Origin of the sequence: Tolypothrix tenuis PCC 7101 (genome assembly GCF_963874875.1) — a bacterium.
GTDB classification, from domain to species: Bacteria; Cyanobacteriota; Cyanobacteriia; order Cyanobacteriales; family Nostocaceae; genus Aulosira; species Aulosira tenue.
In genome coordinates this window covers 6703528-6722045 of sequence record NZ_CAWNJS010000001.1, presented here as the reverse complement: position 1 = coordinate 6722045, position 18518 = coordinate 6703528, and the positions used below count along the sequence as shown (strand labels likewise).

General features: G+C 41.1%; 9 protein-coding genes. 6 read left to right on the top strand and 3 right to left on the bottom strand.

Annotated elements, in window-relative coordinates; translation table 11 throughout:
* The first annotated feature begins 210 nt into the window (after window positions 1–210).
* From AACU25_RS26460 to AACU25_RS26435, 6 genes are all read left to right on the top strand, one after another.
* A complete protein-coding gene (locus tag AACU25_RS26460) occupies window positions 211–3420 on the top strand; it encodes a DUF11 domain-containing protein (RefSeq protein ID WP_096580788.1) in 3210 nt (1069 codons plus the stop codon).
* Window positions 3421–3477: 57 nt separating this feature from the next.
* Complete coding sequence (locus AACU25_RS26455; protein WP_190445873.1) at window positions 3478–6966, top strand: two-partner secretion domain-containing protein; 3489 nt, start codon at window positions 3478–3480, stop codon at window positions 6964–6966.
* Window positions 6967–7051: 85 nt separating this feature from the next.
* A complete protein-coding gene (locus tag AACU25_RS26450) occupies window positions 7052–9688 on the top strand; it encodes a CHAT domain-containing protein (RefSeq protein ID WP_096580784.1) in 2637 nt (878 codons plus the stop codon).
* Window positions 9689–10625: 937 nt separating this feature from the next.
* A complete protein-coding gene (locus AACU25_RS26445; RefSeq protein ID WP_096580782.1) occupies window positions 10626–12518 on the top strand; it encodes an alpha-amylase family glycosyl hydrolase in 1893 nt (630 codons plus the stop codon).
* 269 nt (window positions 12519–12787) lie between these two features.
* Window positions 12788–13456, top strand: a complete 669-nt coding sequence (locus tag AACU25_RS26440; RefSeq protein WP_096580780.1) for a hypothetical protein — start codon at window positions 12788–12790, stop codon at window positions 13454–13456.
* Window positions 13457–13770: 314 nt separating this feature from the next.
* Window positions 13771–16395, top strand: coding sequence for a chloride channel protein (locus AACU25_RS26435; protein ID WP_096580776.1), 2625 nt, complete (start codon window positions 13771–13773; stop codon window positions 16393–16395).
* On the opposite strand, the gene AACU25_RS26430 is transcribed toward AACU25_RS26435, so the two are convergent.
* From AACU25_RS26430 to AACU25_RS26420, 3 genes are all read right to left on the bottom strand, one after another.
* Window positions 16392–16688, bottom strand: coding sequence for a hypothetical protein (locus AACU25_RS26430; RefSeq protein ID WP_096580774.1), 297 nt, complete (start codon window positions 16686–16688; stop codon window positions 16392–16394). The genes AACU25_RS26435 and AACU25_RS26430 overlap by 4 nt on opposite strands.
* Before the next feature lie 10 nt (window positions 16689–16698).
* On the bottom strand, window positions 16699–17448 hold the full coding sequence (locus AACU25_RS26425) for a pentapeptide repeat-containing protein (protein WP_096580772.1): 750 nt from the start codon (window positions 17446–17448) through the stop codon (window positions 16699–16701).
* 679 nt (window positions 17449–18127) lie between these two features.
* Window positions 18128–18415 (bottom strand): WGxxGxxG family protein, encoded by a 288-nt coding sequence (locus AACU25_RS26420; protein WP_096580771.1) that lies wholly within the window; start codon window positions 18413–18415, stop codon window positions 18128–18130.
* Between the last annotated feature and the right edge of the window lie 103 nt (window positions 18416–18518).

The window sequence follows — 18518 nt, the reverse complement described above, 5'->3', positions numbered from 1 at the left end:
ATTAACATTCAACTAAGCTGATATTTGGCAGATATCGGTCAAATTTAATTCGCTTTTGATCAAAATCTTTTCCGAAACAGGGATGAGGATAAACCTAGAATTTCCCACACCAGTACTTGCCTAGCAGAACCTTAAAGGTAAGCAAATTTAGGATATCCGCTATTATAAATCACAAATTGTTAACAATGATTTAATAAAATAATTGTAGTTATGACTAATAAAAATTCTAAATCTTCTCAAAAATCTAAAAGTTTTGAAAAGTTGGATTCCTCGGGCCAGCGTAAAGGTAAAAATCAGACTACAGATAAATGCGAACCAGTATTGGCAGATTTATCTCTGAGTCAAAAAATATCTGATAAATCTTTATTTGTAGGTGATGAGGTCTCTTTTACCCTGACTTTGAATAATAGCGGCCCAGTTAATGCTACAGGGGTGAAAATTCAAGATTTACTACCTTCTGGTTTTAGCTTCATTGGTGCTAAGGCTAGTGTGGGAACTTATGACAGCACAACTGGAATTTGGGATGTTGGTTGTATTAAGTCAGGCTGTAAAGTCACCCTGACGCTGAAAGCCACAGTTTTGAATGCCACTGATGCGGCTGCTTATACTAATGTGGCAGAAATTATTGCCGCCGATCAAAAAGATCCAGATTCAGTTGTGAATAATGGCAACCCCAGAGAAGATGACTATAGTAGTGCCACTTTATGTGTAGTTAAGCAGGCAGATTTATCTCTAAGTCAAAAAATATCTGATAAATCTTTATTTGTAGGTGATGAGGTTACTTTCACCCTAACGTTAAAAAATAGCGGCCCAGCCAATGCGACAGGGGTAAAAATTCAAGATTTACTACCCTCTGGTTTTAGCTTCATCAATGCTAAGGCTAGTGTAGGGAATTATGACAGCACAACTGGAATTTGGGATGTTGGTTCTATCAAATCAGGGCGTAATGTTACCCTGACGCTGAAAGCCACAGTTTTGAATGCTACTGATGCAGCTGCCTATACTAATGTGGCGGAAATTGTTGCTGCTGATCAACCAGATCCAGATTCAGTGGTAAATAATGGCAACCCTAGAGAAGATGACTACAGCAGTGCCACTTTATATGTAGTTAAGCAAGCTGATTTATCTCTGAGTCAAACAATATCTAATGAATCTTTATTTGTAGGTGATGAAGTTACTTTCACCGTAACTTTGAATAATAGCGGCCCAGCCAATGCGACAGGGGTAAAAATTCAAGACTTACTACCTTCTGGTTTTAGCTTCCTTGGTGCTGACGCTGGTGTGGGAACTTATGACATTACAACTGGAATTTGGAATGTCGGTTCTATCAAATCAGGCGATAATGTTACCCTGACGCTGAAAGCCAAAGTTGTGAATGCTGCTGATGGGGCTGCTTATACTAATGTGGCGGAAATTGTTGCCGCCGATCAAGAAGATCCAGATTCAGTTGTGAATAATGGTGATCCTACAGAAGATGATTACAGCAGTATCCTGGCACCTGTAGCTAACCTATCTGTAGAGAAAGAATTTACCCTAGTTAATCAACAATCCTTTAGCAGTCTGAAACAATCTGTTGATTACAACAACGATGGTAAAGCAGATCAAGTGATTGCGCTGCCTGGGGATGAAGTGACATTTACAATTACCGTCAGCAATAAGGGTTTTGGTGATGCCACAGGCGTGCAAATTGTTGATGACCTCAGGCAGAAATTGCCCATTGGTTTAGATTTTATCAGTTTTGCTGATCTCGATGGTGGTACTAGCATTGACACAGACAATAATGCTCAAACTCTAGAGGTGTTGTTTGACAATATTGCAGCTGGAGAAACTAAAACTATTACCGTCAATGCTAAAGTTAGTACCGAAAATATTACATCTATAAATTTAACAGGCAGATTAGGCACAATTAACCCTAACACAGGTGATATCAATCCAGCTTTGCCTGAATATTATGAAACACCTTTTAATGGGGTCTTTTTCCTCAATTACAATGTGCAAAAAAGCAACGGAGACGATAGGGTAGAATTTGGCTTTTTAAATATTCAAAATCAAGCCGAAGTTGTGGCAGTCAATGGTAAAACACTGAATCCCGGTACAATTGCAGCTAGTAGTAGGTTAGATGTTTCCACATATAAACTTGAAGGCACTTTAAATAACCAACAGCCATTTAGAGTGTTTTCGGTGGAGAATTTCAATAACCCCAACAATACTAACGCCTCCTTCTTCTTTAATCCCGATCCTATTAGTGGTTCTGTTAGTGTTGGCTATCCTTACCAAAATCAATCCGAATTTTTACAACCAGGCCAGATTGGTATTGCGGGATTTGAGGCAGATTGGGCAAAAAGTACAGATCCGCAATATTTAGCTAATTTAGCAGTTTGGAATGGGTTAGGGGCTGATGGCAGTTTAACTACTGCTGGTGAAACTACAACTGCAGATGAACAAGCTGTAATCAATGCTTTGGTTGATTTTATCGCCGATAGTGTTTATAGTCGCGATCGCTTTAATAAGGGCTCATTTACCTTTAATAACGGCACCCAAATAGAAAACCTGAACTTTCAAGCAGGTCAATATTCTCCAGAACTGATTGATTTTGTCAATATCTTAGTCACAGATACAGGTGTAGTTTTCACAGAAAATAACCCGCAAATTAATAGACAAGCATTACCTGATGGTCAAGTTGAGAGTTTCAACACATCTGCAGATTCACAATTTAGTGACTTACAAGCTATCTTTGACTCCTTTAATTTTTCCGTTCCCACAGGAGTTAATATTACGATTCAAGATTCTAATGGTGATGGCAACATTTCTACACGCTTGCAAGAAATAGGCGGTTACAAAAATAATTGGTTAGTCTCCAGCATTACAATTGATAGTAATGTGAATCACGTGACTTTTGCAGCTTGTGGAAGTGGGGCAAACTATGATTTTGCTTCACAGAATTTGATTGTTGCTAATCCCAATACTACTTTTACTTTGCAAGGCAGCGAACATGATAGCAATAAAATTATTGGCACTCGCTTCAATGATGTAATTAAAGGCGGAAATTGCGCTGATAGTTTGTCTGGTTTCGATGGTAATGATGTGATTTGTGGCGGTAAAGGAGACGATTTAATTACTGGTGGTAGAGGCGATGATGATTTAAGTGGCGGCGAAGGTAAGGATAGGTTTATCTTTGGTGCTAACTTTGGTAACGATACTATCCGCGACTTTTGTAGATGGGAAGATAAAATCGACCTCAAGCAACTGATTTTGACTCAAGGTACTTTAGATAGCAATAGCGATGGTGTGGTTAATAGCTGCGATCAACTCGCCTCAATCGACAATTGCAACCTCAAGCTAGATCTAACCTCGATAAATGGTGGTACTATCACTTTCACAGGAGTCACTTCGGTTAACATCACCGATTTTATTCTTTAAGTGATAATTTTCATGCCGATTTATCAGGGTAAGGCAAGCAAAACGCAGCTAGGGATAATGTGGTATAGACTGCTGGGAATTTTCGCCAGTAGTAGTGCGATCGCCTGTACGCTAGGCTTAAATACAGGCGTAAAAGCACAAATTATCCCTGACAATAGTTTAGGTAGCGATCGCTCAATTGTGACCCCGAATGTGCAACAGCAAGGCAATGTCATTGAACGCATTGATGGCGGTGCAATTCGGGGTAGTAATTTGTTTCACAGCTTCCAAGACTTCAACGTTAGCGATCGCCAACGAGTTTATTTTGCCAATCCCTCTGGTATTGAAAATATCCTGGGACGAGTTACGGGAAACCAAGCCTCAAAGATTTTCGGGACGTTAGGGGTGTTAGGTGGTGCTAACCTCTATTTGATTAATCCTAACGGCATTATTTTCGGACAAAATGCCCGCTTAGATATTTCCGGTTCTTTTTTCGCTAGCACCAGCAGAGGGGTGTTATTCCCCAACGGCGAGAAATTTAGTACTCAAAACCCCCAATCGCCACCTCTATTAACTATCAAGCAACCTCTAGGTTTAGATAGTTGGTTACCTCCCGAAAATACAATTACTAATTCTGGTAACTTATCTGTAGGGCAAGATTTAACTTTATTGGGTCAAAATCTCGACTTACAAGGACAGTTACAAGCTGGGCGGAATTTAACTTTACAAGCTAGCGATACAGTTAAAATTCGCGATACTGTTAATAACCCCTTCATCGCCGCAGCCAGACAACAACTATTAGCCCAAGGCAATAAAATAGATATCTTTGCTTTAAATAATCCCGCCAGTGGCTTGTTTGCTGGAGAAAATCTGCTGTTACGTTCAGCCAATGCAATTGGTGGAAACGCCCAATTTTATAGCAATGGTAACTTTCGCCTCGAACAATTGAATGGTAGTGGCGGAGATTTATCCAGCACAGATGATCCGGTGATTCGTGCCAGAGGCGATGTGAGTTTTAATAGTTATACAGGGGCTTCCTTACATATTTTTGCAGGTGGAAGTGTCACCATTGATAGTTTAAATATCACAGGCCCCGATACCACTAATTTTATTAATCAAACAGTCACCTTATCCGATGGCGTAACCAAAGTTCCCATTAATGGCAGTGTAACACCCACCGTTGATATTAGAGCCGGAACCACCGCTATTAACCCACCGGGAATTACAGGAGAACCCTCTGATTTTTCTCCTATTCCTAATACAAATGGCAATCCCAGCAGTGCCAATATCACCATCAATCAAATTGTTAACCAGGGAGGGTTGGTTTTCTTAACTAACCAATATCAACCTAATCCGGCTTTATCCGGTGATATTACCGTGACATCTTTGCTAGGAACCTACGGCGGTGTGGCGAGGGGTGGCGATGTAGTGATTGACTCCCGGGGAAAAATTACCACTCCCAACGTTTTGAATGCTTCGGCATTTGATTTTGTTAACTTTTCCTTTGCCAACCCTGGAGGAAATATCACACTGTTAGCTCAAGGTGATATTTTCATGCCATCAGGATCGCAAATTGTTTCCTACGGTTCTGCTGGGGGAAATATTACTCTCAAGAGTCAATCAGCGATTATTCAAGCACCAGCAACTCGTGGTAATTCCTATATTGAAAGTGCAGGCTTTGGTTCGGGACAAGGTGGTGATGTCACATTAAACGCACCTTTGATTTCCCTGAGTAACTATGTCCAAAGTAATTTGTATGCAGGGGCAACAGGCCCTGGTGGTAAGCTGATTATTACTGCTAATTCCTTAGAAGCCAATCAAGCGGAATTATCAACTTTTACTCTTGGTGGTAATGCTGGCAACGTCATCGTTAATGCTGACAGCATCTTTTTAAATAACTCTAAACTAGGAAGCCAGACTATCAGTGCAGATGGTGGCAATGCGGGCAATGTAGAAATTAATACCAAGACATTCACTGCTACCAATGGTGGGCAAGTATTTTCACAAACCGAGCGTGTGGGCAATGGTGGTAAAATTACCGTCAGAGCTACAGATGCGATCGCTCTCACGGGTATCTCTGATGGGGGGATTTTTAGTGGTTTTAGTAACGTTGTCTTTCCTAATGCTCAAGGCAACGGTGGCATTATTGATATTCAGACTAACTCTCTATCTTTGCAACAAGGCGCGCAAATTAAAGCCTCTACAGAGGGATTTGGTGATGCAGGCAGAATTGAGGTAAACGCAGCCAAATCCATTCTGATTGATGGGGCAATTTTACTCTCTCCTGGCAATCTTCCCCCATCACAGGTAATTCCTAGCGGTATTCTGAGCGAAGTTTTACCCGGTTCCCAAGGAACAGGTAATATTATTAACATCAAAACAGGTCAGCTATCAGTCACAAATGGTGCTGGGATTAGCACTAGTACTGCTACTGATTATGATGCAGGTAGTATTTTTATTAATGCTACACAATCAGTCTCCTTCGATGGTAATCCTGGTGAACCCTTTAAGCCTAGCGGTGCATTTGTCAGCACCTTAGCAAGTGCAACCGGCAAAGGTGGAACTTTACAAATTACTGCACCCTCTTTATCGGTTACCAATGGTGCAGAATTAGAAGCATTAACTGCAGGTGGTGGGAATGCAGGTAATATCGCAGTCATCGTTAAAGATAAAGTCTTGCTGGCTGGCGCAAATACAGGGGTATTTTCCAATACCACGGCTGGTTCTACTGGCAATGGCGGCAATATTTTCATCGATCCCGAACTGGTAGAAATTCGGGATGGCGCAATTGTTTCGGTGAATAGCCAAGGCACTGGGATTGGTGGCAATATCCGGATTGAAGCCACCAGATTAACCCTAGCAAATCAAGCTGTCATTTCTGCGGAGACAGCCAGTACCAATGGCGGCAATATTAGCCTGAGTTTACCAGACTATTTATTGTTACTGCAAAACAGCCGCGTTTCCACAAATGCTGGCAATGCGGGTGCTGGCGGCAATGGTGGCAATGTGATCATCGGCACAAATTTTATTGTGACTGTACCCAAAGACAATAATAATATTACAGCCAATGCTTTCTTTGGACGTGGTGGCAATGTCGATATTACCGCCACAAGTCTGTTTGGGATTGGCAATCAACAGCAAGGTACTTCTGGAAATAAGATTACTGCAAGTTCTGAGTTTGGCGTTGCCGGTACTGTATCGATTAATAACCTCGACATCGATCCAGCTTCCGGCTTAGTGGAGTTACCAGATAAACCTAACGATCCCAGCGATCGCATTATTGCTAGTTGTGCGGCAACTGAGGGTAATTCCTTTACAATCACAGGAAGAGGCGGCTTACCAGTCGATCCCACTACAACTATTCGCGATCAAACTCTGTTGTCGGATCTGCGAGATTTCACCACACCACAGAACCGCAATCAAGCTAGTAAGTCTCCACCACCAACTCCAGAATTTATTGTTGCTGCAACCAGCTGGAGAATTAATGCCCAAGGCGAAATAGAATTGGTAGCAGCTGTACCTCAAGAAACTTCACCTCAGCAAAGATTTAATTGTAGACATTCATAAACAAGACTTAAGTCAAGAGTCAAGCGTCAAGAGTCAAAAATTCAGCATTGAGTTGGTGCTACGCGGATTGCAATATTTTAATAAGATGAAACATAAATTTTTAAATAAAAAAATAATTTTGCCAAATTTTGGTTTATCTTCCAGCCGAAAAATCAAGATTTACGGACTTTTTGGACTCAGCATTATCCTGACAATACTATTAGTCACGAAGGATGTTCCTGTTGTTGCTAATCAACCAAATTTACTAAATTCGCAGTCTATAACTCAACAACCAGATAATAATTTAGACTTATTACAACAAGGAAAAAATTACTATCAAAAAGGGCAATATACAGAAGCAGCTAAAATATGGCAACAGGCGCTTAAATCTTATCAAAATAATAAAGATTCTGTCAGTCAGGTACAAGTGCTGAATTATTTAGCCTTGGCATATAAAGATTTAGGAAAAATCCCTCAAGCTCAAACTACAATTACGGAAAGTCTTAATTTACTCAAAAACTGGAAAACTTCAGATAATCAAAATCATTTACTGTTAGCACAAGCTTTAAATACCCAAGGGACAATTCAACTACTACAAGGACAAACAGAAACAGCTATTGATACCTGGAAGCAAGCCACAGCAATCTATGAACGTGCGGGAGATAACACAGGTAAACTCATTAGCCAAATTAATCAAGCACAGGGTTTACAAAATCTAGGACAATATCGCCGCGCCAAAACGCTGTTAGAGGAATTAGTAACAGCATCACAAAGTCAACCTGATAATTTACTGAAAGCGCAAAGTTTAAGAAGTTTAGGTGTAGCGCTGCAAACTATTGGGGATTTGAAACAATCTAAAACAGCATTAGAGAAAAGTTTAGCAATTAGTAAACAATTAAACTCGCCAAAAGATGTGAGTGCAGTTGTATTTAGTTTAGGTAATATCGCTCAAGATTTAGCAGAATACGACGTGGCGATAGGTAATTATCAAGAAGTAGTTAATTTATCTCCAGAAATTCAAGAAAAATTATCAGCACAATTAAATCAGTTAAGCGTCTTAGTTAAACTCGAACGTTGGGAAGCTGTAGAGGCGCTAACTCCCATCATAGAAAATAACCTGGCTCAACTTGCTGCGAGTCGTCCGGCTATTTATGCGCGGATAAATTTTGCAGAAACTTTGATGACAATAGAAGAAAAAATAGAAAGTGGAAAAGCAAGTTTAACCTCTAATAATCCCAAAATCGCGGAATTATTAGCAACAGCTATTCAACAAGCCAGAGAAATTAAAGATTCTCGTTCTGAAGCCTATGCTTTGCAAGAATTAGGTAAACTCTATCAAGACAATAGCCAGCTAGCAGAAGCGAAAAAACTTACACAACAGGCTCAAAATATTGCTCAAGAAATGAATGCATCTGATTTGTTAGCTTTAACAGCCACACAATCAGGCGCAATAGCTAAAGCACAAGGAGATATTGATAGTGCGATCGCAGCTTATGAAACTGCTTTTAATAACATCCAATCCCTCAGAGGCGATTTAGTTGCTATTAGTACCGATGTGCAATTTGATTTTAAAGAAAGTATTGAACCAATATATCGAGAATATGTAGGATTGTTGTTAGAAAAAGGTGACAATCAAAAAAACCTTAAACAAGCACGTCAGGTAATTGAAGCGCTACAAATAGCGGAGTTAGATAACTACTTTCGAGATGCTTGTGTTGATAACTATCCTGTAAATATCGACCAAATTGACGTACAAGCGGCTGTTATTTACCCAATTATTTTAAGCGATCGCTTAGAAGTCATCCTTTCTATTCCCAAGCAACCGTTGCATCACTACACCACAAAACTGTCAAAAAAGCAAGTTGAAAATACCCTGAGACATCTTTATTCTTATATGTCTCGTGGTTATATTCGGGAAGAGAGTTTCCGCTTGTCTCAAAGACTATACAAATGGCTGATTGCACCAGCAGAAGAGAAACTGAATAGCAATAACGTCAAAACCTTGGTATTCGTGCTGGATGGTTTATTACGCAACTTACCCATGTCTGCGCTTCACGATGGCGATCGCTACTTGATAGAAAAATATAACGTTGCTCTCAGCCCTGGGTTACAATTATTTCCCCAAGGATTGCAACGCAAAAAACTCGATGTGTTAGCGGCGGGATTAACAGAAGCACGTCAAGGCTTTAGTTCTTTACCTGCGGTAACAGGAGAAATTAAAGAACTAACTAAGGAATTTCCGGCAAAAACCTTGCTAAACCAAGATTTTACTCGCGATAAATTGAAAAAAGAACTCGATAGTCAATCATTCCCCATCGTTCACCTAGCAACTCACGGTCAATTTAGTTCTAATCCTCAGGAAACTTTCTTACTCACATGGAGCGATCGCATTTCTATTTTAGATTTTGATCGGTTATTCCAAAAAAGAAGACTGGGAATTTTAGAACCAGTTGAACTCTTGGTGATGAGTGCTTGTCAAACAGCATCTGGTGATAATCGCGCCACTTTAGGGTTAGCTGGGTTAGCTTTGCGATCGGGTGCTAAAAGTACAATTGCTAGTTTATGGTCAGTTAATGATGAATCAACCGCTAACTTAATGAAAGAATTTTATCAGCAGTTGAATAACTCTCAACTGAGCAAAGCTGAAGCCTTAAGACAAGCGCAAATCAAAATTATGGCTAATCCTTTATATCAACATCCCTATTTTTGGGCTTCTTTCGTATTGGTAGGTAATTGGTTATAAGCTGTGCGCCTATCGCCTTCGATATTATAGCAATTCAAATAATGTTGGCGACAGATAAATTCTTTGTAAGGGCACGGCATCCTCAATCTTTTGGCATATCAAATATCTTATTGGTGCCGTGCCCCTACCCATCTGTCGCATTCTTTTTTCAAAATGATTGCGACACATCAATATCTTCTAGAGGGCACGGTATTGCCCACTGGTGTCAACTTAATGTGAAACCCGCTTGGCTGCAAGGTTTCGCCCTCACCCCCAGCCCCTCTCCCACAGGGAGAAGGGAGCAAGAGATTTAGTTCCCCTTCTCCAGTGGGAGAAGGGGTTAGGGGATGAGGGCGCGAGGTATTTGTACAACGCCCGCCCTATATAGCTTTTAGCTTAAGTTGACACAGGTGGGCAATGCCCATTGGTGTCAACTTAACGTGAAACCCGCTTGGTTGCAAGGTTTCGCCCTCACCCCCAGCCCCTCTCCCTCAGGGAGAGGGGAGCCAGAGATTTAATTCCCCTTCTCCTGGGGGAGAAGGGGTTAGGGGATGAGGGCGAGGGTATTTGTACAACACGCGCCATATATAGCTTTTAGCTTAAGTTGACACGTATGGGCAATGCCGTGCCCCTACAATCTGTCGTATTATTTTTTCAAATTAGTATTACTGATATAAAAATCTTATTGCATATATAAAAGCCAGAGTACATTTATAAGTTATTCTTTCCTGTTCCACGACTTCATGACTAACTTTACAACTCATATAGGATGGCTATATTCTTCTAAAAATCTTCAAATGCTGTAACAGCAGAGAATATTAAGTATTTTGACTTTTGACTTCCGTGTAGCGGTACTAGTTATTCTCTACAATGTAAAATTTGTGATAGGTCAAGCTGGAAATACCTACGCATAAGTTAACTAGAAAAAGCCAAAACTTTAGTATTTTTTAATAAGATTATGGTGCAAATTTCTTCAGCCAAGTCCGAGATTGAAACTCAAGCGACTAAAGCTGCTGCTGGGTTTCATACTGATACAGTTACATCCGAAACTATCTCAGATGTTGAGTTTCTCTTCACCAGAGCAATTGAATTTCGCCAAGAAACAATTTACTTTATCATTGTAGACCGATTTAATGATGGAGACCCTAGTAATAATCCAGGCGCTCATCCTGAACTTTACGATCCCACTAAGCAAAAGTGGGGTAAATATTGGGGTGGAGATTTGCAAGGAATTATTGACAAACTAGATTATCTAAAAAATCTCGGAGTTACAGCTATTTGGATTTCACCGCTATTTGAACAAGTAGAAGCATTACAGTTTGACAATGCGGCAATGCATGGCTACTGGACAAAAGATTTTAAACGTATTAACCCCAGGTTTTTAGCTACTCATGACGATAATTCTCTATTTAGATGTAGTACCTTTGACACCTTAATTGCTGGCTTGCATGAGCGAGGCATGAAGTTAATTTTAGATATTGTTTGTAATCACAGTAGCCCAGATGTGAATGGGGAAAAAGGGAAACTTTACGAAGATGGTGTATTAATTGCCGATTATTATAATGATGTTAATAATTGGTATTACCATAATCCCGAGATTACTGATTGGGAAAACGAAGAGCAATTACTATATTACGAAATGGCAGGATTAGCGACTTTCAATGAAAGTAATCCTGATTATCGCCATTATATTAAAACAGCAATTAAACAATGGTTAGACCGAGGCGTTGATGCTTTACGAGTTGATACAGTCAAGCATATGCCGATTTGGTTTTGGCAAGAATTTAATAGCGATATCCAAACTCATAAACCTTCTGTATTTACTTTTGGTGAATGGGGTTTTAGCAATCCCAATAAGAGTAGCTCAATTAAATTTGCTAACGAGTCTGGAATGTCAATTTTAGACTTTGGTTTATGTGGTGCAATTCGCGAAGCTTTAGCACAAGGATTACCAGGCGGATTTCATTTAATTCAAGATATTTTAAACCTTGATTATCTCTACAATACAGCGACAGAATTGATTACCTTTATTGATAATCATGATATGCCGCGCTTTCAAAGTCTCAACCCAGATCCAGCACTGTTGCGGCTAGCGATCGCATTCATTATGACTAGTCGCGGTATTCCTTGTATTTATTACGGAACTGAGCAATATCTCCATAACGATACTAATGGCGGTAACGATCCTTATAATCGTCCCATGATGGAAAAATGGGACACAGAAACAGAGCTTTACCAGGATCTCCAATTATTATCTAAATTGCGGCGTTTAAATCCTGCTGTTTCTCTGGGTAGCCAAAAACAGAAATATATTACCGATAATGTCTATTGTTATTTGCGGAGTTATCGCGATTATCGCTGTTTTGTCGCCATGAATAAAGGTGCTGCCACTACTATTAATGTGGAGCATACAGAATTAGAAGATGGGGAATATAACTGTATTGTTACCAAGCGCCAAATTGAAGTTAAAAATGGCAAAATTTTAGGGCTAAAATTGGCTGCAAAAGAACTAATTGTCCTCAGCTATTTAGGTGAGCGAGTCAAAGGGAAAACCATTGTGAGAGCGCAAGTAAATGGCTTAAAAACGCAACCCGGAGATACAGTTGTTGTAATTGGTGATTGTCCAGAGTTAGGCGATTGGAATATTAGCAAAGCTTACGCTTTAGAATATATCAATGAAAACACTTGGTTTGGGGAAATTCCGTTTAATGAAAGCGCGGGTAAAGCCATATGTTATAAATATGCGCTTTGGCGAAAAAATCAACCACCATTGCGCGAAAATCTTGTGAGCCGTCGCTGGATTTTAAGTGAGCAAGGTACTGTTAAATGGCGTGATACTTGGGCTAGTTAAGCTATAGCAATATCATTAACCCACTCAGATGATGGTGCGTTAAGCCAAAGGCTAACGCACCCTACTGGACTAACAAATGCTGTATTTCTATTAAGAAAGAATAAGATTACAAAATATTACTGACTAAGCTGAAATATTCACAACATTTATAAAGAGAATCAATGCTCTATTTCTGATTTGGCATATAATCTTTTAAAAATTAGAGTTTAAGCAATTTTGCTTGCTCTAATTTAAATTTTATAGCCTACCAAATTTCACAAAAGCTAAAAATGAAAAGATTTGTACCACTATTACTGAGTGCGGCTTTACTTACTAACACCGTAGCTTGTAGTAAGCCAAATGATAAAGTTGCCAACAATGCTAATTCTAATCAAACTACTCAGACTACTCCAACTACTCAGACTGCTAAAAACACAAATAATACCCAAAATTCCCAAATATCTGTACCAGCCGGAACCAGCTTAGATACTGTACTGCAAAAAGAGTTATCTACTGGTAAAAATAGCGATAATGAGCCTTTTACACTGCGAGTTAAAAACTCGGTTAAAGGTGTAAAACCAGACTTAAAAAATGCGGAAATTCAGGGACACGTAGAAAATGTAGTTAAAGCGGCTAAAGGTAAAAAAGCTAGTCTACGTCTAGTTTTCGATGAAATTACCTTGAAAACTGGCGAAACATATCCAATTGATGCAGCTTTAGTAAATACTCAAGTAGAAACGAAAACTAAAGGCAAATTTATCCAAAATGCTGGACTGATTCTAGGTGGAGCCGTTGCAGGCCATTTTATCGGCAAAAAAACCAATGTTAAACATGGTGGTTTAGGGGGTGCGGCAGCTGCGACTGCTTATGTTTTATCCAGCCCTGGGGGTGAAGTGGTTCTCAAACGAGGAACAAACGTCAAGCTAAAACTGAAATCTGCGCTTGCAAGCAGTCAGTAATGGGTGTGGGGCATAGGGCATGGGGCATAGGGCATAGGGCATGGGGCATGGTAATGGGTAATTGGTAATTGGTAATTGGTAATGGTATTTATCTCCTTTCCCCCTTTACCTTTTCCCCTATCCCCAATGCCCATGAGTTCTTTAATTTTGAATTTTGCGGAAAGTTGCGTGCGGGGGTTCCCCCCGTTGAGCAAACTTTCCAAGACGAATTTTGAATTGATTTTTCCCCAATGCCCAATGCCCAATGCCCAATGCCCAATCCCCATCTAAAATATGATTTGATGTATTAATAACTTAATATTTTTTAAATTTTTATGCCGCTCCCTGTTCTGACTCAGCGCTTTCGTAGACTGTGGCAGCCAAGAAGAGGTTTAGCGATCGCACAAGCGTCTGTGATCGGTATTGTCGCTGCTTTATCGGCAGTGTTTTTGAAGGTGGGATCGGGATGGTTGGGGACATGGCGAGTCCATACGACTCACTTGTTTCCGGTATGGTTGGCGTTACCTTTAGTTGGTATGAGTTTGGGGTATGTCTCTGGCTGGTTGGTAGAAAGGTTTGCGCCAGAGGCTTCAGGTAGCGGTATTCCGCAAGTCAAAGCTTCGTTGGCTAATGTGCCCATAACTCTATCTTGGCGTGTGGCGGCTGTAAAGTTATTCAGCGCCATTATTGCCCTGGGTTCTGGTATGACTCTAGGACGGCAAGGCCCCACTGTGCAAGTGGGTGCAGGTTTGGCAGCTGGGATGAGTCGTTGGGTTCCCACCTCTCCAGATTACCGCCGACAGATGATTGCAGCAGGTGCTGGTGCAGGTTTGGCAGCTGCGTTTAATGCGCCGATCGCAGGTGTCTTGTTTATCGTGGAAGAGTTACTGCAAGATTTATCGGGGCTAACTCTGGGAACTGCAATTATCGCCTCGTTTATTGGTGGGGTAATATCTCGCTTATTGGGTGGCGGGAGTCTAGACTTAAACCTGCATTTAGCTCAATCCCAAAGTCAATTTTCTATCCCTGAAATTCCTTTTTTCCTGCTATTGGGGATTTTAGCTGGATTGTTCGGGGCATTATTTAATCAGGGTTTAGTTTTTAGTATCAAATTTTATCGCAGATTACACATCAGTTTACCGCTCAGAGTGGCTTTAGCGGGTTTTGTCTCTGGTTGTGTCATCGCTATCCTCCCCGCTTCGTTTCGTGATAATACTGGGTTAAGAGAGTATTTTATTACAGGTGATGCTAATGCTTTATTAGCGGCGATCGCATTTGTGGCGCAGTTCGTTCTTACCTTGATCGCCTTTGGTTCCGGCGCACCTGGAGGTTTATTTGCACCTAGCCTAATTTTAGGTTCTTGTTTAGGTCACATCATTGGTGTATTTGAGTCCCAAATTTTAGGAGGTGGTTTACCTACAACCTACGCTTTGGCGGGAATGGGCGGATTTTTTTGCGCTGTTTCTAAAGTCCCAATCACAGCGATTGTGATTGTGTTTGAGATGACTACCGATTTCAACCTAGTGCTACCTTTAATGATTGTTTGTGTAGCATCTTACTTGGTTGCTGAGAAAGTAGTCCCAGGTTCGCTTTACGAGAAGCTTTTACTGTTAAAAGGTATCACCCTCGCTTGTAATGTTCCTGTAGAAAGCGTCATGCGAACATTAACAGCTAATAATGTGATGCAACAACGTGTGGAAACTCTGGATGTAGAAATGAGCGCAGAGGAGGCTATACAAGCATTTTCACGTTCTCATCACCGGGGGTTTCCGGTAGTCGAAGAAGGTAAACTAGTAGGAATTATTACTCAATCCGATTTACTGAAAATCCGCGATCGCAATATCCCAAATGATACGCCTTTACGGGAGATTATGACACCCAGCCCAATCACGGTGACACCAAAACACAACCTGAGTAATGTTTTGTATTTGCTGGATCGTTATCAAATTAGTCGCTTACCAGTAGTGGAAGGGCGAAAACTGATTGGTATTATTACCCGTGCAGATATTATTCGTGCGGAAGCCGACTATCTCAACTGTGAGAATGCTAAACCAGGGCCGCAACCCGAACCATCTTATGTAGTTTACCAAACGCGAGCGCCCAACGTTGGTAGAGGTAGATTACTCGTCACAGTTGCTAACCCCGAAACAGCAGAGACTTTATTACAAATGGCAGCTGCGATCGCCCGCGATCGCCATTATGAAATCGAGTGTGTGCAAGTTATTCTAGTCTCGCGCCACAGTTCCCCCACCGAAACCCAAGTTAGAACAGCCAAAAGTCGCCGCTTACTCAGACAAGCAGAAGTATTAGCTAAAAAGTGGCGCATTCCATTACACACACAAATTCGCGTCGCCCATGATGTCGCCCAAGCAATTTTAGAGACAATCAACGAGCGTCACATTGACCTAATTTTGATGGGTTGGAAAGGTAACACATCTACCCCAGGTAGGATTTTTGGCACCGTTGTCGATAGCATCATTCGCCAAGCTACCTGTGATGTGATGTTAGTCAAATTGGGTAATAGTCAACAGTCAACAGTCAACAGTCAACAATCATTCAACCGTTGGTTAGTACCTATGGCTGGTGGCCCCAATGCCAGGATGGCGATTAAATTACTTCCCGCTTTAGTGACATTAGGAGACGATCCCCTTATTCGCCTCACAAGGGTATTTAAACCATCGGAATTAGAACCAGACATGACAATTTTAGAACAGTCTATCCGCCAGCTAATTCACCACCGCAAATTATCTAGTACTGTAATTGCTTGCCCAGTTGAAGCTGATTCAGTTTCCCAAGGCGTGATTAACTTAGTGAAAACCGAGGGGTACGATGTAGTCGTTTTAGGCGCTTCCCGGGAAGGGTTATTACAGCAGGCAATTCAAGGTAATATTCCCGAAGCGATCGCCTCTGGTGTAGAAAGTACAGTCATTTTGGTGAGGGGTGCAATTACTCACAGTTAAAAGGATTGGGTTCCATGTCTACACACTTTCAAAATCAGCCTTTGTGAGTAACGTTGCGCGGTCGCACCCACAGGAGCGATCGCCCGGTGGTGCAGATAGAAACAATACAGACATAAGTAAGAAAATCCAGTTGCGCCCTTTCTTACTTTTATTTGCACAACCCAACCATAGCAATGGTTTTGAAAGGCAATGTCTCGCATCTCTATTGCGCGGTCACGGCTAGAAATTGCGATCGCTGCCTTTGTGTCACAATCTTCTTGGGCAGTCGTACCTACTTGGGGTATGAGAATCATTAGAACAAGCTTAACGGAAGAAATCAGTAGCTTTGTTGATTCGACTCCCATCTGGGAGAATAACTTCCTCAAATGTGGCATCGCCCATTTCAATTCCCCTGAGTTTCGCACCAGTCAAATTACAACGAACAAATCTCATTTCAATCAATCTCGCTTTACTAAAACTGATATTGGTCATATTGCAATCAAAGAAGTGGCAGTGCCAGATATCTCCTCTATTCCAGTTGGCTTTACTAAAATTACATCTTTCCACAGTAGCAGGCCCAATCGACACCTCTCTCAAGTCAGCACCTCTGAAATCAACCTCAATCAAACTAGCAGTTTCCAAACCAGCCCATCTGAGCTTGGCTCCCTTCAGAAGCGTGCCTATCAATTCGGCATCAGTCAAAACCGCATCTTCCAAGATCGCACCACTCATGTTGGTTTGGTGCAGACTGGCACTACAGAATTTACCATTCCTGATGTTAGCACCAGTCAAATCAGCTCCATTCAACCGAACAACATCCAATCTAGCACCAGTCAAATTAGCACTAATCAAATTAGCTCCATTCAAGATAGCCCCTTCCAGGTTAGCCAATTCCAAGTTAGCCCCACAGAGGTTAATACCACTAAGATTGGCTCTACCAGACCAAGCACTTTCTCCAACCTCATATTGCCGGATCAAAGCGGAATCTCTACTCAAATTAATTCCACTCAAATCAACCCTACTGAAATCTCGCTCCCCAGCAGTATATCGCTCGATCAACTCTTCAGCCGTCATAACTACCCCGCACTTGAATCAATTAATACTATCCTTTTCAAACTTACTCTCAGTGTCGTCTTCCCCTCAAATAACGACATGGGCTAGGCGATCGCAATTTTCTCCCCCTGCCTCCCCAGCTACCCCTGCTCCAAGAGCCTCAACTGAGCAAGGAAGTTTCGCGGTCGCTCCTCTGTATAACCCTTATAAACAAAGCTTTTGGGCAAGTCAATAAATTCCGTTTCTTACCACATTTTCTTAAAACCGCCCTCATACTTGTTAATTTCATCATTATTAATTGATGGGCTTTGGTTAAAATCTATGTTTTGCTATCAGCTTAATTTAGTTGATTCTTTGGAAGTCCCTTAAATCAATGCCGATTCTACTGCTGCTGTTTGGAGTGGGGTTCACCAACTTCTTTGGCAAATGCTTGTGCTGTTTGGCGATCGCTAAAGCTAGCAACTTGTACAGAAATTTTACTTATCGTAGTAGTTGGAATTATTACAGCAATAAATTCAAGGTAATATTCCCGAAGCGATGTCTACGATAGCCTACGCCTCTGGTGTAGAAAGTACAGTAATTTTGGTCAGGGGTGCAATTAACAGTTAGCAATTGCTAATAAAAAAACAAAGCCTGCTTTTGCAGGCTGCAACTTAAACTTCTTGAAAGGAATGGCAGAAAATTGCAGGATATCTTGAGATTAATAGTTAGAACGTGAAGAAGAAACTACATCACGGTTGCTGTAAGCGCTGTCATCATGTCTGCGACTCTTGCGTCCAAATAAACCAAACAAACCGAGCAAACCTAGTAAACCCCAGTCGCCATCCGCATAATTACCATCTGTCAGAGGGCGGTCTGTAGTCGTAGTAGTAGTACCATCAGGGTTGGTAGTTGTTTGAGCAGAAGCGGGTAGAACTGATGGTAATGTAGCTAAACTTAAGGCTAGAACTGTACTTCCTAAAATCTTAGAAACATTAAAGCGTTGCATGATTAATTCCCCACTTAATTACTGTAAGTAATAGTTACAGCTTATTAAGTTCTCAAGAAAGTAGAATCATTCGTTAGCTGGAGATGGTTATCGTCTAGAAGTC